Source organism: Burkholderia sp. R-40 (assembly GCF_049942845.1).
GTDB lineage: Bacteria > Pseudomonadota > Gammaproteobacteria > Burkholderiales > Burkholderiaceae > Burkholderia > Burkholderia ambifaria.
This window is the reverse complement of record NZ_CP187968.1, coordinates 425,005-447,428: the sequence shown is the minus strand read 5'-3', so window position 1 is coordinate 447,428 and position 22,424 is coordinate 425,005. Positions and strand designations below refer to the sequence as shown.

Annotated in this window: 22 protein-coding genes; 10 read left to right on the top strand and 12 right to left on the bottom strand. The window is 66.3% G+C overall.

Annotated elements, in window-relative coordinates; genetic code table 11:
* The first annotated feature begins 30 nt into the window (after positions 1-30).
* Positions 31-558, top strand: a complete 528-nt coding sequence (locus ACP26O_RS18340; protein ID WP_175663813.1) for a GNAT family N-acetyltransferase — start codon at positions 31-33, stop codon at positions 556-558.
* A 15-nt stretch (positions 559-573) separates the two neighbouring features.
* Here ACP26O_RS18340 and ACP26O_RS18335 read toward each other — a convergent pair whose 3' ends face one another.
* The 4 genes from ACP26O_RS18335 to ACP26O_RS18320 all read right to left on the bottom strand — a co-directional run bounded on the left by ACP26O_RS18335 (position 574) and on the right by ACP26O_RS18320 (position 4,494).
* Positions 574-1,635 (bottom strand): alkene reductase, encoded by a 1,062-nt coding sequence (locus ACP26O_RS18335; protein ID WP_175663549.1) that lies wholly within the window; start codon positions 1,633-1,635, stop codon positions 574-576.
* A gap of 71 nt (positions 1,636-1,706) precedes the next feature.
* Positions 1,707-2,015, bottom strand: coding sequence for an ArsR/SmtB family transcription factor (locus tag ACP26O_RS18330; protein ID WP_011659140.1), 309 nt, complete (start codon positions 2,013-2,015; stop codon positions 1,707-1,709).
* A 249-nt stretch (positions 2,016-2,264) separates the two neighbouring features.
* Entirely contained in the window at positions 2,265-3,158 is an 894-nt protein-coding gene (locus ACP26O_RS18325) for an amidohydrolase family protein (protein ID WP_175663550.1), read from the bottom strand.
* 64 nt (positions 3,159-3,222) lie between these two features.
* Positions 3,223-4,494 carry an MFS transporter gene (locus ACP26O_RS18320; protein ID WP_175663814.1) on the bottom strand — a complete coding sequence of 424 codons (1,272 nt, stop codon included), beginning with the start codon at positions 4,492-4,494 and terminating at the stop codon, positions 3,223-3,225.
* Between the two features lie 141 nt (positions 4,495-4,635).
* Between ACP26O_RS18320 and ACP26O_RS18315 the strand changes: the two genes are divergently transcribed.
* Positions 4,636-5,523, top strand: a complete 888-nt coding sequence (locus ACP26O_RS18315; protein ID WP_175663815.1) for a LysR family transcriptional regulator — start codon at positions 4,636-4,638, stop codon at positions 5,521-5,523.
* Positions 5,524-5,611: 88 nt separating this feature from the next.
* Here ACP26O_RS18315 and gcvA read toward each other — a convergent pair whose 3' ends face one another.
* Positions 5,612-6,511 carry a transcriptional regulator GcvA gene (gene gcvA, locus ACP26O_RS18310; protein WP_175663551.1) on the bottom strand — a complete coding sequence of 300 codons (900 nt, stop codon included), beginning with the start codon at positions 6,509-6,511 and terminating at the stop codon, positions 5,612-5,614.
* A gap of 121 nt (positions 6,512-6,632) precedes the next feature.
* Between gcvA and ACP26O_RS18305 the strand changes: the two genes are divergently transcribed.
* Complete coding sequence (locus ACP26O_RS18305) at positions 6,633-7,337, top strand: SDR family oxidoreductase (protein ID WP_175658997.1); 705 nt, start codon at positions 6,633-6,635, stop codon at positions 7,335-7,337.
* Positions 7,338-7,385: 48 nt separating this feature from the next.
* Here ACP26O_RS18305 and ACP26O_RS18300 read toward each other — a convergent pair whose 3' ends face one another.
* The 3 genes from ACP26O_RS18300 to ACP26O_RS18290 form a co-directional block, all read right to left on the bottom strand.
* Complete coding sequence (locus tag ACP26O_RS18300; RefSeq protein ID WP_175663552.1) at positions 7,386-8,525, bottom strand: patatin-like phospholipase family protein; 1,140 nt, start codon at positions 8,523-8,525, stop codon at positions 7,386-7,388.
* A 105-nt stretch (positions 8,526-8,630) separates the two neighbouring features.
* Entirely contained in the window at positions 8,631-8,972 is a 342-nt protein-coding gene (locus ACP26O_RS18295; protein WP_165753423.1) for a cupredoxin domain-containing protein, read from the bottom strand.
* A 23-nt stretch (positions 8,973-8,995) separates the two neighbouring features.
* Positions 8,996-9,940, bottom strand: a complete 945-nt coding sequence (locus ACP26O_RS18290) for a metallophosphoesterase family protein (protein ID WP_175663553.1) — start codon at positions 9,938-9,940, stop codon at positions 8,996-8,998.
* A gap of 254 nt (positions 9,941-10,194) precedes the next feature.
* Here ACP26O_RS18290 and ACP26O_RS18285 point away from each other — a divergent pair, with 254 nt between their 5' ends.
* From ACP26O_RS18285 to ACP26O_RS18275, 3 genes are read left to right on the top strand one after another with little or no spacing between them, the layout of a single operon-like run.
* Positions 10,195-10,332: a hypothetical protein gene (locus ACP26O_RS18285; protein WP_175663554.1), complete on the top strand. Its 138-nt coding sequence runs from the start codon at positions 10,195-10,197 to the stop codon at positions 10,330-10,332.
* Positions 10,333-10,384: 52 nt separating this feature from the next.
* Entirely contained in the window at positions 10,385-12,139 is a 1,755-nt protein-coding gene (locus tag ACP26O_RS18280) for an ABC transporter permease (protein ID WP_175663555.1), read from the top strand.
* Positions 12,140-12,150: 11 nt separating this feature from the next.
* Positions 12,151-13,497, top strand: coding sequence for an AAA-associated domain-containing protein (locus tag ACP26O_RS18275; protein WP_041491493.1), 1,347 nt, complete (start codon positions 12,151-12,153; stop codon positions 13,495-13,497).
* 74 nt (positions 13,498-13,571) lie between these two features.
* Here ACP26O_RS18275 and ACP26O_RS18270 read toward each other — a convergent pair whose 3' ends face one another.
* Complete coding sequence (locus ACP26O_RS18270; protein WP_175663556.1) at positions 13,572-14,450, bottom strand: MurR/RpiR family transcriptional regulator; 879 nt, start codon at positions 14,448-14,450, stop codon at positions 13,572-13,574.
* A 331-nt stretch (positions 14,451-14,781) separates the two neighbouring features.
* Here ACP26O_RS18270 and ggt point away from each other — a divergent pair, with 331 nt between their 5' ends.
* Positions 14,782-16,533, top strand: coding sequence for a gamma-glutamyltransferase (ggt, locus tag ACP26O_RS18265; RefSeq protein ID WP_175663557.1), 1,752 nt, complete (start codon positions 14,782-14,784; stop codon positions 16,531-16,533).
* Positions 16,534-16,709: 176 nt separating this feature from the next.
* A complete protein-coding gene (locus tag ACP26O_RS18260) occupies positions 16,710-18,038 on the top strand; it encodes a dicarboxylate/amino acid:cation symporter (protein WP_426356387.1) in 1,329 nt (442 codons plus the stop codon).
* On the opposite strand, the gene ACP26O_RS18255 is transcribed toward ACP26O_RS18260, so the two are convergent.
* Together ACP26O_RS18255 and ACP26O_RS18250 are read right to left on the bottom strand one after the other, a co-directional pair.
* On the bottom strand, positions 18,035-18,424 hold the full coding sequence (locus ACP26O_RS18255) for a DUF3331 domain-containing protein (protein ID WP_006752593.1): 390 nt from the start codon (positions 18,422-18,424) through the stop codon (positions 18,035-18,037). The genes ACP26O_RS18260 and ACP26O_RS18255 overlap by 4 nt on opposite strands.
* Before the next feature lie 31 nt (positions 18,425-18,455).
* Positions 18,456-19,757 (bottom strand): NAD(P)/FAD-dependent oxidoreductase, encoded by a 1,302-nt coding sequence (locus ACP26O_RS18250; RefSeq protein WP_175663559.1) that lies wholly within the window; start codon positions 19,755-19,757, stop codon positions 18,456-18,458.
* A gap of 149 nt (positions 19,758-19,906) precedes the next feature.
* Between ACP26O_RS18250 and ACP26O_RS18245 the strand changes: the two genes are divergently transcribed.
* On the top strand, positions 19,907-20,560 hold the full coding sequence (locus ACP26O_RS18245; protein ID WP_175663560.1) for a TetR/AcrR family transcriptional regulator: 654 nt from the start codon (positions 19,907-19,909) through the stop codon (positions 20,558-20,560).
* A 35-nt stretch (positions 20,561-20,595) separates the two neighbouring features.
* Here the strand turns inward: ACP26O_RS18245 and ACP26O_RS18240 are convergent, their stop codons facing one another.
* On the bottom strand, positions 20,596-21,507 hold the full coding sequence (locus ACP26O_RS18240) for a LysR family transcriptional regulator (protein ID WP_175663561.1): 912 nt from the start codon (positions 21,505-21,507) through the stop codon (positions 20,596-20,598).
* 114 nt (positions 21,508-21,621) lie between these two features.
* Between ACP26O_RS18240 and ACP26O_RS18235 the strand changes: the two genes are divergently transcribed.
* Positions 21,622-22,383 (top strand): SDR family NAD(P)-dependent oxidoreductase, encoded by a 762-nt coding sequence (locus tag ACP26O_RS18235; protein ID WP_175663562.1) that lies wholly within the window; start codon positions 21,622-21,624, stop codon positions 22,381-22,383.
* The last annotated feature ends 41 nt before the right edge of the window (positions 22,384-22,424 follow it).

Here is a 22,424-nt window from a genome sequence, read left to right as displayed (position 1 = left end):
ACGGCCGTTTCCCCCGCCTATCTCGTCGTGATGCCAGCATCGATCCGGATTCGTCCCGCCACGCGGGAAGACGCGGCCGCCATGGCCGCCGTGGAAGTGGCCGCCGCCCAGCGCTTTCGCGCCATCGGTATGGTCGACATCGCCGAAGGCGAACCGACCGACGCGGCCGACGTGCTCGTGCGCATCGACGACGGTCGCGCGTATGTCGCGACGGACGATGAAGGGACGTGCGTGGGCTTCGCGTTCTACCGGCTGCTCGATGCGCGGCGGCTGTATCTGGAGGAACTGGATGTCGCGCCGTCGCATGCGGGGCAGCGGATCGGCGCGCGCCTGATCGAACGGATCATGACGCGCGCCGCGCAAGACGGCATTGCCGAGGTCGTGCTGTCGACGTTCCGCGATGCACCGTGGAATGCGCCGTACTACGCGCGCCTCGGTTTCCACATCGTCGACGACGCAGCGCTCGACCACACACTGCACGCGATTCGCGCACATCACGTTGCACGCGGCCTCGACGAGACGCGGCGCGTGTTCATGCGCGCCGACGTGCGCGCATGAACGTGTCGCCGGCCGTCAGGCAGCGTCGCTGAGCGCCGGGTAGTCGGTGTAACCCGTTTCGCCTTCGGCGTAGAACGTCTCCGGCACCGGCTTGTTCAGCGGTGCGCCGATTTCGAGGCGGCGCGGCAGGTCCGGGTTCGCGATGAACAGCTTGCCCCACGCGATCGCATCGGCGTTGCCGCTCGCGAGCGCGTCCTGCGCGGATTCGAGCGTGAACTGCTCGTTCGCGATCAGCGGGCCGCCGAACGCTTCCTTCAGCCGCGGGCTCAGATGGTCGCCCGAATACGACTCGCGCGTGAAGATGAACGCGATCTTGCGGCGCCCGAGTTCGCGCGCGACATAGCCGAACGTTGCAGCCGGATCGGAGTCGCCCATCGTGTGCGCATCGCCGCGCGGTGCGAGGTGCACGCCGACACGGCCCGCGCCCCACACGTCGATCGCCGCGTCGACCACTTCGAGCAGCAGGCGCGCGCGATTTTCGATCGGGCCGCCGTACGCGTCGGTGCGGTGATTGGTGCTGTCCTGCAGGAACTGGTCGAGCAGATAGCCGTTCGCGCCGTGGATTTCGACGCCGTCGAAACCGGCCTTCTTCGCGTTCTCCGCGCCCTTGCGGTATGCGGCGACGATGCCCGGAATTTCGTCGAGTTCGAGCGCGCGCGGCGTCACGTACGGACGCTGCGGGCGCACGAGGCTGACGTGGCCGCCCGCGGCGATCGGGCTCGGCGCGACCGGCAGGTCGCCATTCAGGAACACCGGATCGGAGATCCGGCCGACGTGCCACAGCTGCAGCACCATGCGGCCGCCGGCCGCGTGGACGGCCTGGGTCACGCGCTTCCAGCCTTCGACCTGCTCGTCGGACCAGATGCCGGGGGTGTCCGCATAGCCGACGCCCTGCGGCGTGACCGAGGTCGCTTCGCTGATGATCAGGCCGGCCGATGCGCGCTCGGCGTAATAGTGGGCCATCAGGTCGTTCGGCACGCGCGTCGCGCCCGCGCGGGAGCGGGTGAGCGGTGCCATCACGATGCGATTCGGCAGGGTCAGGTCGCCGAGGGTAACGGGGTCGAACAGAGTGGGCATGGCAGATAACCTTTTCACGAAAGACGGGATGGCCGTCGCGTCGTGCGCGGCGGTGGCCCGCATGGCCTGGGTCAGAGTTCGCGGCGCAGAGCGTCGAGAAATGCGTCGATGACGGCCTCGTTGCGCCGGAAGAACGCCCACTGGCCGATCCGCGTCGACGTCACGAGCCCCGCGCGCTGCAGCGTCGCGAGGTGCGCGGAGACGGTCGACTGCGACAGCCCGCAGCGCGCGTCGATCTGCCCGGCGCAGACGCCGTGGTCGTACGGCAGCGTCTGCTCGGGAAAATGCACGCCCGGCGTTTTCAGCCAGACGAGGATTTCCCGGCGCAGCGGGTTCGAAAGCGCTTTCAGGATCGCGTCGATGTCGAGTTCGGTCGGCATGGAAAGGGCGTGGTGTTTCGGCGTTCGGTCGGGAAACCGGTGCAAACAGGTATCGTCGATGGGCGAATCATATATCGTAAAAAGACGATATGTGCGAAGACACTGACGAGTGTGGGGTTGTTTATCGATCTCCGACCACGGCCCATCGAGCGGCGTCCTTGTACTGCCGGGTGCGTATTCGTGCGCCGTTTGGCTGCTCCGCCGGTCGGCGCAGGGCAATTGGCACACTACAGCCAATGCAAATCCACGCTAAAACCTGAAAAGCTCCGCCGCGGAGGTTGTCATCACTCTGTCTCTGGCGGCACGGTCGGGAATCCAGTATTCCAATGCGCTCAGGGCCCCGTCATAGTCGATCAGATGACGATGCTGCGTGTGAGGCCAGTCGCTACCCCAGACCATGCGCTCGGGGCCGAACGAATCGAGCAGGGCGGTGGCAAGCGCCCGTCCGTGCTCGATGCCGTTCGAATTTTCGGCGCTGCGATAGGCGGCGGAGAGCTTGACCCAAACGTTGCCCGAGGCGGCCGTCGACTGCAAATGGCGAAAGCCGGCATCCGCGGCGCGCAGCTGCGCATCGGGCCGCCCGAAGTGATCGACGACGACCGTGCAATCGTGTCGAAGCAGCGCATCGAGCACGACCGGCAGAGCATCCGCATTCGCTTGAACTTCGACATGCCAACGTAGTGCGTTCAAGCGTGCGAGGAGCGCGGACCATCGGCCGTCGCGGAAATCCGGCAGTGCAACCCCTATCAAATTCAGCCGCGCACCGACGATATGTGCGGCGTCCAGCGCTTCCAGCTCGGCATCCGTGACCTCTGGCGCGACAACGGCAACACCGCGAAAGCGTCGCGGATAACGCTCGCATACCGCGCGCAGGAACCCGTTGTCGGTGCCGAGAAAGCTCGGCTGCACCAGCACGCCTTGGGAGAGACCGTGCGCCGCGAGCTGCGCGACATATTGATCGAGCGTTGCATCGTAGTCGGGCGCGTGACGGCGGTGTGCCGCGAGCGGCAGGCCTTGCACGAAGATGTGCGCGTGCGCGTCGACGCCGGTGATGCGTGTCGCGGTTTCGTCGAGCCAAGCCAGGGACGTGGGGGACAGGCCGTCGAAGGGGGCGGCCGGAGTTGCGGGCGGGAAGCGGTCCATCGTGTCGGGTGCGTGAAATCAAATTGACGTTGGAGCGATGCCTCGATGTACGCGTGCCGCGCGCTCAGTGGCGCGAGATGGCCTGCGCGCCGTTCTCGTGCGGCGACGCGACGAGCCGGCGCCGAGTGTCGGGCAACATCAGCGCGGCGACGACGACCAGGCCGTACGCGGCGCCCGCGTCGATGCCCAGCGCCGCACCGAGCGACATCGATCCGCTCATGTGACCGATCAGCACCGGAAATGCCGCCGATGCGATGCGGCCGAAGTTGTAGCAGAAGCCGACACCGGTGCCGCGCACGCCTTGCGGATACAACTCGTTGAAGAGCGCGCCGAGCGTCGCGGGAATGCCGGCTGAAAAGAGGCCGAGCGGAAAGCTCAGCAGCAGCATCGTGGTGTCGCTGATCGGCAGCAACGTGTAGACGTTGACCATCACCGCACAGCAGACGGCAAACAGGATCACGTTCCAGCGTCGCCCGATGCGGTCCTGCAACCAGGCGCTCACGAAACATCCGATGATGAATGCGACGATGACGACCGCGAGATAACCGCCGGTGCCCAGGATCGACAGATGGCGCTCGGTCTTCAGATACGTCGGCAGCCACGTCGTGATCGCATGGTAGCCGCCGTGCGCGCCCAGTCCGATCAGGCCGCCGACGATCGTGGTGCGTATCACCGCAGGATCGAAAATGCCGGCGGCAATGCTGAATACGCCGCGGCGCGCGGAATCGTCGGTTTCAGTGTGCGGCTCGCGCGGCGGCTCGGCCACGTTGCGGCGCAGGTAGAGAACGAGCAGGGCCGGGACGAGACCGATCGCGAACAGAACGCGCCAGGCCCATTGCGACGAAACGAGCGAGAACACGGCCATATAGAGCAGCACAGCGGCGCCCCAGCCGAATCCCCACGCGCTCTGCACGATGCCCATGGCCTTGCCGCGATGCTGCGGGTTCATCGTTTCGCTGAGCAGGACGGCGCCCGCCGTCCATTCGCCGCCGAAGCCGATGCCTTGCAGCGCCTTCAGCACAAGCAATTGCTCGAAGGTCTGCGCGAACGCACTCAGAAACGTGAAGAGCGAGAACCAGATCACCGTGATCTGCAGTGCGCGCACCCGGCCGACGCGATCGGACAGGATGCCGGCGAGCAATCCGCCGAGCGCGCCGGCCACGAGCGTGGCACCGCCGATCAATCCTGCCTGACCTTTGCTGATGCCCCACGTGGCGAGAAGCGCCGGGATCACGAGGGAAAAGACCTGCGTATCGACGGCGTCGAGCGCCCATCCGCCGAAGCAGCTCCACAGGGTTCGCCGCTCGTTGGGCGTGATGTCCTCATACCAGCGCATGGTCGTCTCCTGGTGCAGGCCGCTGCGAAATCGGACGGGCGGCCGCTGTTGATCGATTTGACGCCATTCTATGAACGTGAGGTACGCGTGCATACTATGAAAACGTTGTTCATTCATAGCATCGTGATATGGAAGGCAATCATGGAATCGATTCGCACGCTCAAATACTTTCTCGCGATCGTCGATGCGGGAAGCGTCACCGGCGCGGCGGCGCAGCTCGGGATAGCGCAGCCAGCGCTCAGTCAGGCCATGACGCGGCTGGAGAAGGATCTCGGCACGAAGCTGCTCGCGCGCACGCGTCGCGGCGCGGCGCTGACGCCCGCGGGCGAAGCGATCGCGGAGGACATTCGCCTGAGTGTGTCGAGGATCGAGGCGGCGGAAAAGCGGGCCCGCGATATCGGCGCGCAACGTGGCGGCAGGCTGACCATCGGTTTCGCGTCAGCGGCGCTGTTCGAGGTCCTGCCCCGCGCGATCGCCGCATTGCGTGACGCGATTCCCGATGTCGAGCTGACGTTGCGGGAAATGAGCAACGCGGAGCAGGCCAGCGCGCTGGAATCCGGCGAAATAGATATCGGGTTGCTGCATACGCCTGTTGCGGTCCGCGGCCGGATGCGCGAAAAGCTGATCGTCCGCGAACGCTTGCACGCGGTCGTGCCGGCGTCGCATCCGCTGGGCGACGATGGCAAGCTCGGCCTCGCGGAACTGGCGAGCATGGGTTTGGTATGGTTTCCTCACGGACAGCTGCCGGTGGTGCGAGCCGGCATCCTCAGTGCGTTTCGCAAGTTCGGTTGCGAAGCCAATGTCGTTCAGGATGCCAATCGATCGCTGACGGTGCTCGCGTGCGTGGCCGCCGGTTGCGGCGCGTCACTGTTGCCGCGATCCGTCAACGCGATTCAGTTCGCGGGCGTGCGCGTGTGCGAAGTGCGCGAAGGCGACGCGCTGCCGCTCTTCGAACTCAGCGCGATCTGGCCGCATCGTTCGCGTCCGACACTGGCCGACAAGTTTGCGGCGCTGCTGAACAGCGGTTGATGCAGGCTCGCGGCCGGAAGGCGCGGGATCGGCGCTATCGCATGCGATGCTTCCTTGTCGTTCGTCAATCGCTGCGGGTGCCCGCCGATCACGCTTTCGCGTACTGCACAAACAGCCAGCGCCGCATGGCCTGCAACGCTTCCGAATGCGCATTGGCCTGCGGGAAGACGAGGTAAAACCCGAGCGACATCGGAAACGAAAAATCGAATACGCGGCGCAGTCTGCCTTCCGCGATGTCGCGCTCGACGAGCGGCTCGCTGGTCAGCGCGATGCCTTGACCCGCGACCGCGGCGTCGATCGCAAGCAGCGACTGGCTGAATCTCGGCCCTTTCGTCGGATCGGCCCGGCCCTTTCCACCGAGCTTCTCGATGAACTCGGGCCACAGATCGTGCGCGTCGTGCAACAGCGCATGCATCGACAAGTCCGCGGGCGTGCGGATCGGCGGGCCGCTGTCGAGCAGCTTCGGGCTGGCGACGGCGAAGATGTCGAGCGGAGCCAGCAACTCGGCGGCGAGGCCGGCCGGGAATGGCGGCTTGCTCAGTCGAATCGCGATGTCGACGCCGTCAGCCCGAAACGACGCAAGCCTTTCGTCGGCGATGACGCGAACCTCGATGTCGGGGTGCAGCCGGCCGAAGTCCGCCAGGCGGGGAATCAGCCATTTCGACGCGAACGACGGCGTCGTGCTGACCGCCAGCACCGTGGGGCGCTGGCCGAGGGCGTCCGTGGCGTCGGAGATGATCTGCAGCGCGCGCTGGACCGACGAAAAATACTCGAGCCCTTCGCGCGTCAGCGCCAGCCCCCTGGGCAAGCGCCGAAACAGCTGAACCTCCACGACGTCCTCCAGATGCCTGACCTGCTGCGCGACCGCACCCTGCGTCACGCCGAGTTCGTCGGCGGCCAGCCGGAAATTGAGGTGGCGCGCAGCGGCCTCGAACGCGCGAAGCGCATTGAGCGGCGGGAACCGGCGGGCACGCGACAAAGCATTCATGCAGTAGAAATTCTACAGGGTGGATGGAGAAATCATCGTTCGACAAGGCGATTATAGAGTCCTACAGTGGCGCTTTGGATCGACGATCGCGGCGCTGAGCCGACCTATCCGGGAGAGCGGCATGACTGTAGAGAAAGTAGCTTTGGTGACGGCGGCGGGCAAGGGCATGGGCGCCGCAATCGCGCGCGACCTCGCGAACAACGGTTATCGCGTCGCGCTGATGTCGCCGTCCGGCAGCGCGGTCGAGCTGGCGCAGGAACTGGGTGGTTTCGGCGTTGCAGGCTCCGTTACCGACGACGCCGACATCGAGCGTTTCGTCAACGAGACGCTCGCGAAGTATGGCCGGATCGACGCGGTCGTCAACAACACCGGACATCCGCCGAAGGGCGACTTGCTCGCCATCGAGGACGACAAGTGGCACGAAGGGCTCGACCTGATCGTGCTCAACGTCCTTCGCGTGCTGCGCCGCGTGACGCCCGTCTTCCTGAAGCAGGGCGGCGGCGCGGTGGTCAATATTTCGAGCTTCGCGGCCGACGCACCCGAGCAGGCGATGCCGGTGTCGTCCGCGCTGCGCGCGGCGCTGAGTTCGGTCACGCGCCTGTACGCCGACCGGTATGCGAAGGACAACATTCGCATCAATTCGGTGCTGCCGGGCTTCATCGACAGCTGGCCGGAGACGCCCGAGATCGTTGCCCGCATTCCGGTCGGCCGTTTCGGCAAGACGCAGGAGATCGCGCAGACCGTGAGGTTCCTGCTGTCGGACGGCGCCGGCTACATCACCGGGCAGAACATTCGGGTCGACGGTGGCATCGTGCGCGCGCTGTAAGCCGGATCCAGGGCAGGACGATGCGCGGGCAGATGGCCGCCCGCGGCATCAGTTGTGCCGTTCGCCGATCCTGTTCTCTTCCGGACTCCAGACGCTGAGCCCTTGCGTCGGGTCCAGCGGCAGCTCCCACGGGCGCGCGGCGATCGCCTGCATCGTCGCGTCGAACCCGGCCTGACGGCGCGCCGCGATGCCGTCCGGCGTGAAATCGATGTCCTTCCACTGATCGTCGCCGTCGAGGCGCGGCGCCGCGAGCTTGATCACGTGCATCGTGGTCTGGCAGCCCCACGCGGCGAGCGCCTGCACGTCGGGCGACTTGCGCTCGGCCTCCGGCAGCCGCATCACCAGTTCCCTGATCACATGGCGCAGCCCGTGAATCTGCTGTTGCCGCGCGATGTTGCTGTCCGTGCGGCTCGCATACTGGATGTCCTTCTGCCGTTCCGACACCTGCCAGATGCTTTGCGGCTCCGGCCCGACCGGATTCCACATCTGCACCGAGAAGATGATCGAGCTGCGGCGCGGCGCGTCGTCCAGCACGACTTCGACCGGCGTATTCGAATAGATGCCGCCGTCCCAGTAGGGCGCGCCGTCGACCCGCACGGCGGGGAACGCGGGCGGCAGCGCACCCGAGCTCATCACGTGATCGAGGTCGAGCGGCCGGTCGCGCGAATCGAAATAGCGCATCGTGCCGGTGCACGCGTTGACCGCGCCGACGGTCAGCCGTGGCCGGCGCGCGTTCAGCAGGTCGAGATCGACCAGCGACGCGAGCGTGTCGCGCAGCGGCTCGACCAGATAGTAGGACGCATGCTCGACGCCGACGCGCGCGAGCGGCCCGAGCCATGCGGCGGGATTCGGCCGGAAGAAGCCCGGGATCCCGGCGCCGATGACCGCGAGCTCGGCGCCGATCTTGTCCCAGGTCGTCGGGAAGCCCGGCACGTTCACGGCGGGCCGTTCGGTCACATGGCGCCAGAATTCGGCCATCCGCTGCGCGCGGTGTCCGGGCGCGTTGCCGGCGATCAGCGCCGCGTTGATCGCGCCGATCGACGTGCCGATGACCCAGTCGGGCTGGATGCCCGACGCGTCCAGCGCCTCGAATACGCCGAGCTGGTATGCGCCCAGCGCGCCGCCGCCCTGAAGCACGAGCACGACCTGGCCCGGCAGTTTCGGATGTGCGGGTTGACTTGCCGTCATCGCTTTCCTCGCAGTCGGTGACGGCCGGCGGGTTCCGGCCGAATGGAACCAGTGTAGGCGATCGACGCGCACCGTCCGTCATGCCCGATCGTGGCGCGTGCCGTGTCATTCCACGGTGATGGTCTCCTTCATGTACGGATGAATCCCGCAGAACACCTTGTAGACACCCGGCTTGTCGAAGCGGAACGAGTAGGTCTCGTCCTGGTCGAGCGCTTTCGAACGAAAGATGCCCGCGTCGTTGACGACGGTGTGCGGTTCCGCGTCAAGGTTCTTCCACGTGATCGTCGCGCCGGCCTTGATCGTGGTCGACATCGGCGAAAACATGAAATTGCGGATCGTCACGAGCGGGCCGGCCGGGGTTTGCGCGAACGCGGCGAGCGGCGTGCCGGCGGCGGCCGCGCACAGGATCAGCGCGGCCGGCAGCATCGAGGGCTTGAAGAAGGTCATGTCGGTCTCCTTGCGTATCCGGATCAGGCGAGCGTCGTGTCGCGCAACGACGCTGTCGTGGGATGGCCGGCGAAATCGACCGTCGTCACGCCGAGCATCGCGGGCAGCCGGTCGCGCGGCACCGTGAGCGGCACCGGGCCCGGGCCGTTGCCGGCGGTCGGCTGCGGGAACGCGGTGGAGCGCGCGGTATGGAACGTCACGTTGCCCTCGACCTTCGACACGATCTGGTGGATGTGCCCGTTCAGCACGGTGACCGAGCCGAAGCGGCGCAGCAGCGCCATCGTCTGCGGCGCATCGCCGGTGCCCCAGCCCCACGGCTCGTAGATGGTCCACATCGGCATGTGCGAGAACACGACGATCGGCGTGCTCGACGACTGCCCCTTCAGGTCCTGCGCGAGCCATGAGAGTTGTTCGTCGCCGAAACTGCCGAGGCCGTTCGGCTTGAAGTGCATCACGTTGACGAGCGCGACGAAGTGCACGCCCGCATGATCGAAGCTGTAGTAGCCGCGGTTGTCCGACGCCTTGCCGAACCGGCTGAAATATTCGGCGCCCGAACCGTCGGTCACGTCGTGTTCGCCGGGCACCGTGTGCAGTTCCGGCACGCGCAGCCCGGACAGCAGCTGCGACGCGTGGTCGAATTCCTCCGGTTTGGACAAGTGCGTGATGTCGCCGGTATGGATCGTGAGCGGGGGCGCGGTGGACATTCCGTTGACGAGGTCGATGGTCTGCCGCAGCGTGGCCGCGACGTCGGGATTCGCGTCCTTGTTGAAGCCGATATGCGTGTCGCTGATCTGCACGAACAGCGGCCGCCCCGCCTTCGCGGGGACGGCGGCGCCGCTTTGCGCAAGCGCGAGATCGAACGGCGTCAGGATGCCGCCCGATAGCGTAAACAGCGTGCCGAGTCCGCCGAACGCCATGCATTGCAGGGCCTTGCGGCGCGACGGGCGGGTAGGGGTCGATGAAGACATGGGAGCCTCGCAATCGTATGACGTAACGGGACGGCCGGATCGTCCTGGAATAAGCCGGCGTATTCGCATGCCATACCGGCGAGACGACGGATTTATTCCCTCGTATTACGAAGTTGGGCCCGCTGTTCGCGGCTTGCGGTGCGATGACGAAGCGCCGGCGCATGACGTGTCAATGTCCTGTAAGTGACACGTCACAGTTGCGTCATCCGCGCCCGATAGCCTGCGACACCGAATCACCTTCTCCGGAGCCCCTCATGCTGAATCTCGCGGCAACGGAAGCCAGCGGTGCGGCCAGTCATCGCACGCGCATCATCGGCCTGGCGCTGCCTTGTCAGGTTGCCGGCAATCGTCCGCCCGACGCCTGGGAATGTGTTCCGGGCCGCACCCGCTGACGCGGCGATCGGCCGCCCCCCATCGATTTTCAATTCGACCAAGACGCTACCGATGGATATCCGTTTCTTCGACCCGAATCGCACCGCCAATGCATCCGCGTGGCGCGTGCTCCCCAATCGCTGGGACGCGGTCGCATTTCCGTTGATCATCGGCATACTCGCGATGGCGATCGTCGGCTTCCATCAGACGCTGGCGCCGATCGGGACCCTTCAGACCCAGAAGATCTCGCTCGATCCGTCGAACCTGCCCGAATACGCGTTGCGCACGACGCTGCGCATGCTCGCCGCGATGGTCGCGTCGCTCGTGTTCACGCTGGTCTACGGCACGCTCGCCGCGAAGAGCCGCCGTATCGGCATGGTGTTGATCCCGATCCTCGACATCCTGCAGTCGGTGCCGGTGCTCGGCTACATCTCGTTTACGGTCACGTTCTTCCTCGCGCTGTTCCCGGGCCGCGTGCTCGGCGCCGAGCTCGCGGCGATCTTCGCGATCTTCACGAGCCAGGCGTGGAACATGACATTCAGCTTCTACCAGTCGCTGCGCACGGTGCCGCGCGACCTGAGCGAAGTGTCGCGCGGCTTTCACCTGACGTCGTGGCAGCGCTTCTGGAAGCTCGAAGTGCCGTTCTCGATGCCGGGGCTGATCTGGAACATGATGATGTCGATGTCGGGCGGCTGGTTCTTCGTCGTCGCATCGGAGGCCATCACCGTCGGCAACCAGACGATCACGCTGCCGGGAATTGGCGCATATCTCGCGCAGGCGATCTCGGACAAGAACCTCGGCGCGGTGGGCTGGGTGATCGTCGCGATGTCGGTCGTGATTCTCGCGTACGACCAGTTCCTGTTCCGTCCGCTCGTCGCGTGGGCCGACAAGTTCCGGATGGAGAACACCGCGTCGGGCGATGCGCCGCAATCGTGGCTGCTCGACATGATGCGTCGTACGCACCTGATCCATCAGTTGCTGGTGCCCGCCGGCTGGCTGCTGTCGCAGGCCGCGCGGATTCCGTTGCGCGCGCCGTCGCTCGCGGACAGTCGCTCGCGCGCTGCGTCGGCGGGTGGTTCGTCGCGCATCGGCGATATCGTGTGGGGAACGTTCGTGATCCTGATCACTGTGTACGTCGCATGGCGCGTCGTCAGTTTCGTCGCGACCGGCGTGACGATGGCCGACGTCGGCCACGTACTCGTGCTCGGTCTCATCACGCTGTTGCGCGTGCTGGTGCTGATCGCGATCGCGTCGGTGGTCTGGGTGCCGCTCGGCGTGCTGATCGGGCTGCGCCCCGCGCTCGCCGAGAAGATCCAGCCGCTCGCGCAGTTCCTCGCCGCGTTCCCGGCCAACCTGCTGTTTCCGGTGTTCGTGATCGCGATTGTCCACTTCCACCTGAACGCGGACATCTGGCTGTCGCCGCTGATTGTGCTCGGCACGCAGTGGTACATCCTGTTCAACGTGATCGCCGGCGCGATGTCCTATCCGAACGACTACAAGGAAGCGACGAAGAATTTCCGCATCCGCGGCTGGCAGTGGTGGCGCCAGGCGATCCTGCCCGGCATCTTCCCGTACTACGTGACCGGCGCGATCACCGCGTCGGGTGGCGCGTGGAACGCGAGCATCGTGTCCGAGTTCGTGCAGTGGGGTGACACGAAGGTCGTCGCGCACGGCCTCGGCTCGTACATCGCGCAGACTACCGCCGCCGGCGACTTCCCGAAGATCATTCTGGGCATCGCCGTGATGTCCCTGTTCGTTACCTTGTTCAACCGTCTGCTGTGGCGTCCGATGTACGCCTATGCGGAATCCCGGCTCCGTCTCGATTGAGAGTAAGCGCGATGCAAAATTCGACCGTTATCAACGCCCCCGTCAAGACGTCCCAGCCGTTGCAGCCGCCGCGCCTCGGCGAGGAAATCCTGCGTGTCGATCACGTCTGTCGCGGCTTCAACAAGACGCAGGGCGAATTGCTCGTGCTCGACGACGCGAACCTGTCGCTGCGCGAAGGCGAGATCGTCGGGCTGCTCGGCCGTTCAGGGTCGGGCAAGTCGACGCTGCTGCGAATCATCGCCGGGCTGATCGAGCCGACCGGCGGTGAAGTGACGTATCTCGGCAAGCCGCTGCGCGGCCCGGCGGAAGGCGTCGCGATGGTGTTCCAGACCTTCGCGCTGTTCCCGTGGCTGACCGTGCTGCAGAACGTGGAAGCCGGGCTGGAAGCGCTTGGCGTCGGCGCACGCGAGCGGCGCGAACGCGCGCTCGCCGCGATCGACCTGATCGGTCTCGACGGCTTCGAGAACGCGTATCCGCGCGAGTTGTCGGGCGGCATGCGCCAGCGCGTCGGTTTCGCGCGTGCGCTCGTCGTCGATCCGACGATTCTGCTGATGGACGAGCCGTTTTCCGCACTCGACGTGCTGACGGCTGAAACGCTGCGTACCGACCTGCTGGATCTGTGGACGCAAGGCCGGATGCCGATCAAGTCGGTGCTGATCGTCACGCACAACATCGAGGAAGCGGTGTTCATGTGCGACCGGATCCTCGTGCTGTCGTCGAACCCGGGCCGCGTGATCGCCGAGATCAAGGTGCCGTTCAAGCATCCGCGCAATCGGCTCGACCCGGCCTTCCGCAAGCTGGTCGACGACATCTACGCGAAGATGACCGCGCGCCAGACCGGCGAGGCGACGAAAAAGGGGCTGGAGCTCGGCAGCTGGCTGCCGCAGGTGTCGACCAACCTGATGGCCGGCCTGATCGAGACGCTCGCGATGGCGCCGTACCACGGCCGCGCGGACATGCCGGAAATCGCGCGTACGTTGCATCTGGAAGTGGACGAGCTGTTCCCGATCGCCGAAGTGCTGCAGTACCTTGGTTTTGCGGATGTGCGGGAAGGGGACGTGTTCCTGACGCCGCCTGCACGCGTGTTCGCGGAGTTCGGCACGCAGGAGCGCAAGCTGATGTTCGCCGATCACCTGCTCAAGCACGTACCGCTCGCCGCGCGGATCAAGAAGGTGCTGAACGAACGTCCGGGCCATCGCGCGCCGCGCGTGCGCTTCGAGCAGGAGCTGGAGGATTTTCTGTCGGACGGCGCGGCCGAGGAAACGCTCGACGCGGTGATCGACTGGGGGCGTTACGGCGAAGTCTTTTCGTATAACGACAAGACGGAGGTGTTCAGTCTTGAGGATGTGGAGTCGTGAAGTGTGCAATTAGACACGTACGGGCGCCCCACGACGTCAATAACTGAAAGCTCATGCCCGAATGACGATCACCGTCACTCCGGCAAATCCCACTGATTCGCATCGCGCTCGACCCCACCCGTGCTCAGCCGCTCGATCTTCTCCATCCGCTGCCGCGCCAGTTCGGGAAGCCGGTTCGTCACGCCGATCACCAGCGCTTCGGCGAGCGCGAGTGCGGGCACGTTCGTCTGCAGCATCGCGAACGGGCGTCCCTGGATCCGCAACACGATCTCGGCGAACGCGCTGATCGGCGAGCGCCATTCGTCGGTAATCAGCAGCACCCGCACGCCGAGCTGATGCGCAGCCTGCGCGAACCGGATGCTGTCCTTCTGATAGCGGCGAAAATCGAAGATGACCAGCACGTCGGCAGGCCCCATGTCCGTCAGCGTGACCGATGCGAGATTCACGTTCAGCTCGACGTACTGCACATGCGGACGCGCATACGCGAGCGCGAAGGAAAACAGCGACGCGAGCGGCGCGGTGTAACGCCCGCCGCCGCAGAACACGCGAAGATCCGGATCGGCCAGCAGCGTCACCGCTTCGTCGAACGCCGCCGCGTCGAGCTCGTCGATCGTCGTGGCGAGCGCTTGCGAGAGCCGCTGGAAGATCGCCGAATGACTGTCGCGCATTCCCGATTCCGAGTGGAACGCATCCATCCGCGCGAGCGGCGAATTCATCGCGGTATCGATCTCGTCGTGCAACGCCTGCTGGAACGAGGAGTAGTTCGGAAAGCCGATCCGCACGACGAAGCGAAACACGGTCGGGTCGCTGACTTCGGCTTGCTTCGCGAAGCTCGCGATCGGCCCGAGACCGAGGCTCGGATAGCGATCCAGCAACGCATGCGCGACCTTCTGTTCCGACGGCGTGAAGCTATCCATCTGGGATAGCAGCAACGCCCTGATGCTTGTCCCCATCGGGCACTCCGGCTTGCTCGTATCTGAATGACAAACGGCAGACCTGTGTCTGCCGGCGACTCCACGCATGTTAGCCGATCGACGGCCCGCGGGCCGTGTGCGACTCCAGATTAGAGGGCCGCATCGCCTCCGCTCTGATCATTCACATGTGTAATAAAACAAACATTCAAAGCGACGGCGGATCCATCAGATAGAGCGGAATAGTTCAGTGATAACCCTAGGTTTTTGAATAAAAACCCCGGTGATATGATCGCGGCCTCGCTGGAATGTACTGTTCATTACATGTCGGATCGCATCCGCATGGCCCGGTTATTGTCTGGAGGATTCCGTCATGAGGCGGCTCGTAGTACTCACCCTGTTGTCTGCCATGAGCGCGTGCGTGCTCGCCGCTTCGGAACCCGCGGTGGAAGCGAAGAACGGCATGGTCGTGTCGTCGCAGCATTACGCGTCACAGATCGGCGTCGACATCCTGAAGAAGGGCGGCAACGCGGTGGACGCCGCGGTGGCGGTCGGCTACGCGCAGGCGGTGACCAATCCGTGCTGCGGCAACATCGGCGGCGGCGGCTTCATGACCGTGCACCTGGCCGATGGCCGCGACCGCTTCATCAATTTCCGCGAGACGGCGCCGGCCGCGGCGTCGGCGAACATGTATCTCGATGCGAAGGGCAACGTCATTCCGGACGACAGCCTGTACGGCTATCGCGCGGTCGGCGTGCCGGGCACGGTCGCCGGTCTCGACCTCGCGCAGCGCAAGTACGGCAAGCTGACGCGCAAGCAGGTGATGGAGCCGGCGATCCGGCTCGCGCGCGACGGCTTCGTGCTGACGCGCGGCGATACCGACATCCTCGACACGACGATCGAGCGCTTCAAGAAGGATCCGGAAGCCGCGCGCATCTTCCTGCGCTCGGACGGCACGCCGCTGCAGCCGGGCGACCGTCTGGTGCAGAAGGACCTGGCGCGCACGCTCGAGCGCATCGCGGAGCAGGGCCCCGAGGCGTTCTATCACGGCGAGATCCCGAAGATCGTCGAAGCGGCCGCGAAGCGCGGCGGCGGCCTGATCACGGCAGCCGATTTCGCGTCGTATCGCGCGCAGGACGTCGCGCCGCTGACCTGCACGTATCGCGGCTACGAGTTCGTGTCGGCGCCGCCGCCGAGCTCGGGCGGCGTGACGATGTGCGAGACGCTGAACGTCCTCGAAGGCTATGACCTGCGCAAGATGGGCTACCAGTCGGCGTCGGTGGTCCACTACATGACCGAGGCGATGCGTCATGCCTACGAGGATCGCAACACGCTGCTGGGCGATCCGAACTTCATCGACAATCCCGTCGCGAAGCTGACGAGCAAGGCGTATGCGGCCGAGATCCGCAAGCAGATCAGCGGCGAGATGGCGACGGCGTCGGTCGACGTGCAGCCGGGCGTCGGCGTGCACGAGAAGCCGGAGACGACCCACTATTCGATCGTCGATCACGACGGCAACGCAGTGTCGACGACATACACCGTCAACGGCCGCTTCGGCGCCGTGGTGATCGCGCCGGGCACGGGCTTCTTCCTGAACGACGAGATGGACGACTTCACCGTGAAGGTCGGCGCGCAGAACCTGTTCGGCCTCGTGCAGGGCACGCGCAACTCGATCGCACCGGGCAAGCGTCCGCTGTCGTCGATGGCGCCGACGATCGTGAAGAAGGACGGCAAGGTGTTCATGGTGGTCGGTTCGCCGGGCGGCTCGCGCATCATCACGATCACGCTGCAGACCGTGCTGAACGTGATCGACTACGGGATGACGCCGCAGGATGCGGTCGGCGCGCCGCGCGTCCATCATCAATGGCTGCCGGACGAGGTCTATTACGAGACCCGCGGCCTGTCGCCGGACACGCTCGCGATCCTGCACAAGATGGGCTACAAGATGGTCGAGCAGACGCCGTGGGGCGCCGCCGAGCTGATCATGGTCGGCCTGCCCGGCACCGAAGCGACGAGCCACCAGAGTTCCGGTAACGACTCGTCGGTATCCGGCAATGTACGCGTCGGCTACATCTATGGCGTCAACGATCCGCGCCGCCCGGCCGGGTCGGCGATCGGCTACTGATCGGGTACTCACCGATCCGGTTTGATCGCATCACATCGAACCGTTGCAACCGGCGTTCGCCATCGCGCGAGCGCCGGAGCAGCGACAGGGCGCACGACTGGCCCGCAACGCGCACCGTGGCACGGCATCGGCGCGGCGTTTTTCTTCCATTCCTGCACCGTGCGTCGAGTACCGTTATGAACAAACGAATGTCCGCGGCAGTCTGGATCCTGCTCGCAATGGCGGCCGGTATCTTCATCGGCTACATGATCTATACGCAGTTTCCGGACAAGCAGTCCGCGACGGAAATCGCCGGCTACATCTCGCTCGTGTCCGACGTGTTCCTGCGCTTGATCAAGATGGTGATCGGGCCGCTGGTGTTCTCGACGCTGGTCGTCGGCATCGCGCACATGGGCGACGCATCGTCGGTGGGGCGTGTGTTCGTGAAGGCGTTCGGCTGGTTCGTCACCGCATCGCTGGTTTCGCTGCTGCTCGGGCTGCTGATGGCGAACCTGCTGCACCCGGGGGAAAACCTCGGCCTGCCGCTGCCGGATGTTGGCGCATCCGCGCATCTCGCGACGTCCAAGTTCACGTTGAAGGATTTCGTCAGCCACATGGTGCCGAAGTCGTTCGCCGAGGCAATGAGCAACAACGAAATCCTGCAGATCGTCGTGTTCTCGATGTTCTTCGGCGTGGCGCTGTCGGCGCTCGGCGAGCGCGGCAAGATCCTCGTCGCCGCGATCGACCAGCTGGCGCACGTGATGCTGAAGATCACCGGCTACGTGATGAAGCTCGCGCCGCTCGCGGTGCTGGCCGCGATGGCGTCGACCGTCGCGATCAACGGGCTGTCGATCCTGCTGAAGTTCGCGGTGTTCATGGGCGACTTCTACGTGAGCCTGTTCCTGCTGTGGAGCACGCTCGTGGCCGCCGGCCTGTTGTTCCTCGGCCGTCGTGTGTTCAAGCTGCTGGCGCTGATCAAGGAAGCGTTCATGCTGTCGTTCGCGACCGCGAGCTCCGAAGCCGCGTACCCGAAGATCCTCGATGCGCTCGACCGATTCGGCGTGCGGCGCAAGATCTCGAGCTTCGTGATGCCGATGGGCTATTCGTTCAACCTCGACGGCTCGATGATGTACTGCACGTTCGCGTCGCTGTTCATCGCGCAGGCGTACAACATCCATCTGTCGCTCGGCACGCAGATCACGATGCTGCTGGTGCTGATGCTGACGTCGAAGGGGATGGCCGGCGTGCCGCGCGCATCGCTCGTCGTGATCGCGGCGACGCTGCATCAGTTCGACATTCCGGAAGCGGGGCTGCTGCTGATCCTCGGCGTCGACACGTTCCTCGACATGGGGCGCTCGGCCACCAATGCGGTGGGCAACTCGATCGCCAGCGCGGTGGTCGCGAAGTGGGAAGGCGAGCTGATGTCGGAGTCCGAAGCGAAGGCGCATGCCGCGCATCTCGACGCGGAACTGGAACGGCAGAACGGTGATCCGGCCTATGGCGCCGGTCGGGCGACGTCCGCTTAAGCGGCGCACGCCTCGTCGAGAGACGCCGCCAGCACCATCGCGGCGGCGTTGCCCGGCGCCGAGCCGAGCAGTTGCGGCGCATAGACGCTGTCGCCGGGCGCGATCGGCCGCCCCGACAGCGCGCAGACGCCGCGCTTGCGCGTCGTGAACAGCCTCCACTTCTGGTAACCGTAGTGGCCGGTGCACGCGTCGCGCCACGAAATCATCACGGTGTCGGCGGTAGGCCGCTCGAGCACGCTGATGGTCGGCTGGCTCGTCGCGTCCCACGACGGCAAGCGGTCGCGCGTGACGCTGCGCCGGCGCGGCGCGGCCCATGAGACGGACGGCATGTCGAAGCTGCCGATCGCGGCGACGGTCCTGAGCCAGGCGGCTGCACTGTTGCTCATGTCTGCTTTCCTCGAAACGTTACGCAATGTATCAAGACAGGCGGATGCGCGGCTGCACGCAGCCGTTGATCCGTTCGGCGATCCACAGCAGCGTCGCCTTGGAGAATCCGTGCAGCGCCTGCTGGTGCCGCCGGTACAGCATCAGATGGCTGAACTGGGCGAAACGCCCCTGGATGAAGCCGCCTCGGAAGAACCCGAATTGCCCGAGCGTGCCGAATGCGTCGTAGTCGCTGATCGACACGAGCGCGCCGAAATCGTGGAACGCGAACGGCGGCAACGGCTTGCCGTCGAGCCACGCGGGCAGGTGTTTCGCGAGATGCTCGGCCTGCTGGGTCGCGACCTGCGCGGTCGGCGGCAGCGGCCGCTCCTGGCCGTCGGGTTGGAGGCTCGCGCAATCGCCGATCGCGAACACGTGTTCGTCGGCCGTGGCCTGCAACGTGGGTCCGACCATGATCTGGTTCGCACGGTTCGTATCGAGCCCGCCCAGCGCCTGCATGAAATCGGACGCCTTCACGCCGGCCGCCCACACCATCAAATCCGCTTCGGCAAACGAACCGTCTCCATAGTGGAAGCCGTTCGCATCGGCCGACGTGACGCGCGTCGACGTCAGCACGTGAATGCCGATCTGTTCGAGCCGGCGCTGCGCGGACGCGGAAATCCTCGGCGGAAACGCGGCGAGGATGCGCGGGCCGCTTTCGAGCAGCGTCAGCTGCAGCCGCTCGCGCACCGTCTCATCGCCATACGCCTGCGCGATTTCCAGCAGCCGGCTCAGCTCCGCTGCCAGTTCCACGCCCGTCGCGCCCGCACCGACGATCGCGACGCGAAACGGCTCGTCGCGCGCGATGCTGCGGAACACGCGCATCCGCAGCGCTTCGTTGAAGGTTTCGGCCTGCTGCTGGCTGTCGATGAAGTAGCAGTGCTCGCGCACGCCCGGCACGGCGAAATCGTTGGCCTGGCTGCCGAGCGCGAGGATCAGCACGTCGTATTCGAGCTCGCGCGCGTCGAGCAGGAGTTCGCCGTCCGGCGAGCGGATCTCGGCGAGCTGCACGCGGCGGCGCGCGCGATCGAGCCCCTTCAGTTCGCCGGGCTGGTACGTGTAGCCGTGGTCGCGCGCGTGGGCGAGGAAGATCACCTGCTGTTGCTGCACGTCGCGTGTGCCGGCCGCGATCGTGTGCAGCATCGGCTTCCACACGTGGGTCGGGCTGCGGTCGACGACGGTGACCTGCGCGCGCCCGCTACGGCCGAGGCGTTCACCGAGGCGGGTCGCGAGCTGCAAGCCGGCGATTCCGCCGCCGACGATGACGATGCGGGCAGGGCGAGTAAGGGTTGTCATGGATAAATCATCACGTGATGAATAAGGTATGATCCTAGCGCTTCCCGGCTTCGCGTGTCAACGGAGCGGGGCAGGGCGGCCCGGCTCCGGCGACGCGAAATCGGGGCACGAATACGGGCGTTCGAATCAATCAACAGGAGCAGGAATACGTGGCTGAAGTCACTGAGTGCGCGCCGTCGAAGCGGCGCACGCGCGGGCGGCCGCTGGCGGACGCGTCCGTCGGTCCGGACGTGATATTGCGAGCCGCGCGCCGCACGTTCGCGAAGCGCGGCTACGATGCGACGAGCGTGCGTGAGGTCGCGCGCGAGCTGGGCATCGACGCGGCGCTGATCGCCCATCATTTCGGCACGAAGGAAACGCTGTGGCTGGCGGTCGTCGAGCAGATCGCCGAGCTGGCCGAGCCGATGTTCGATGCATTGCGTGCGCTGCGCGCGTCGTCATTGCCGCATCGCGAGCGCATGCGGCGCGCGATCGAGCTGTGCGTCGATCACGAATTCGACGAGCCGGACATCGGCATGTTCTTCTCGACGGCGGCGACCGAGGAGGGCGCGCGGCTCGACCGGCTGCGGGAGCGGCTCGTGCGGCCGTATCACGACGCGATGTTTCCGCTGCTGGCGGAGGCTGTCGACGCCGGCGCGATCCGCCCGGTCGATCCGGATGTGCTGTTCTTCATGATCGCGAGCGCGGTCGGCACGACGGTGTCGTATAGCCACCTGATTCTCGAGTTCACGTCGTTGCCCACGCGGCAGGATGCGTTCCGGCAGGCCGTGCTCGACGTCGCGCTCAACTTCCTGCTCGACTGAGCGCCGTGCGCGCGACGCGCGCGATCACGTCGCCGTCACGTCGCAGCCACCAGCCCCAGCGTGCCAACCGCGTGCCGCGCAGTGTCGCGCAGCGCGTCGACGAGCGGCGACGGCGTCCGGTACGCGATCGCCAGTTCGTACGCGAGCGGGCTGCCCGCACCCGTCAGTTCGCAGAACGTAATGCCTTGCGGCTGCATCGGCACGAACAGGCGCGGCATCAGCGCGACACCGATGCCGCCCGCGACGAGTCCGGCCGTCGTCTGCATCTGGCGCGGCTGCTGGACTACCCGCGGCGCGAAGCCGGCCTGCGCGCACGCCGTCACGATCCGCGCATGCATGCCGGGCCCGTGATGCGCTGCAAACAGCACCCACGGTTCGTCCGCCAGCTCGGCCAGCGCGATGCGGCGGCGGCGCGCGAGCCGGTGGCCGTCGGGCAGCGCGGCGACCATCCGGTCGTGCAGCAGCGGCTCGACGTGCACGTCGCCGGCATCGGCCACCGGCAGCACGACGAGGCCGACATCCGTGCGGTCCTGACGCAGCGCGAGCACCTGCTCGGCGGTCGTGCCTTCGTCCAGCTGGAAATCGACGTCCGGATGCCGTTCCTGGAACGCGCGGAGGATCAGCGGCAGCAGCGCGTTGACCGTGCTGTCGACGAACCGCAGCCGCAGCGTGCCGCCCAGGCCGGCGCCGGCGCGTCGCGCCACGGCGACCGCCCGCTCGGCCTGCTCGAGTGCGCGGCGCGCTTCGAGCAGGAAGGCATCGCCGGCTGGCGTGAGCGTCGCGCCGCGGTTGTCGCGTTCGAACAGCGCGACGCCCAACTCTTCCTCGAGCTTGCGGATGGCCGCGCTGAGCGGCGGCTGCGCCATGTGCAGGCGCTCGGCGGCGCGCCGGAAGCTGAGCGTTTCGGCGACGGCAATGAATTGCCGGAACTGGCGCAAATCGATCATTGCGATACCTTTCGCGTATCGGATGGTCATTGAATTCGTATTTTACCTATCGCCGTGCCTTGTCCAGACTGCCAATGTCATCAATCGTCAACACCGAAGAAAGGAGGGCAGGTCATGACAGGCAGCGAACGGCAACGTACGGCGATCGTCACGGGCGGGTCGAGCGGAATCGGCTTCGCGATCGCGCGCCGGCTGGTGGAGGACGGGTATCGCGTCGCGATCGTCGGGCGCGACGCGGGGCGCCTGGAGGCGGCCGTCGCCCGGCTCGGCAACGCGGCGATCGGGCAGGCGGCCGACCTGAGCGTGCGGCGCGACGCGGCGTCGGCGGTCGCGGCGATCGTCGCGCGGTGGCCGCGCATCGACGTGCTGGTCAACAACGCGGGGCAGACGGGGCGGGGCGGCGCGGACAGCGAAGCGGGCGACGCCGAAACCGTATGGGATGCCGTCCTCGATGCCAATCTCAAAAGCACGTTCATCACGACGCTGGCCGTGCTGCCGCACCTGGCCGAGCGCGCCGCGCGGATCGTGAACATCGGATCGATCGCGGCGCGCGCCGGCAGCCTCCTGCCGGGCGGCCTCGCGTATGCGGCGGCGAAGGCGGGCGTCGAAGGGTTCACCGTCGCGCTGGCGCGCGAGCTCGGGCCGCGCGGTGTCACGGTCAATACGGTCGCGCCCGGCTATATCGCCGATACGCGCTTGTTCGGCGATACCGGCGTCGCACCGGCCATCGCGGCGACGATCCGCGAGCAGACGCCGGTCGGCCGCGCCGGCCATCCGGACGACATCGCGGATGCGGTCGCGTGGCTCGCCGGGCCGCGCGCGTCGTTCGTCACCGGCGCGACGATCGCGGTGAACGGCGGCTGGCGCGTCGGATGACGCGGAACGGCAGCGCGGCGGCGGGGCGTCGCGCCGGCCGC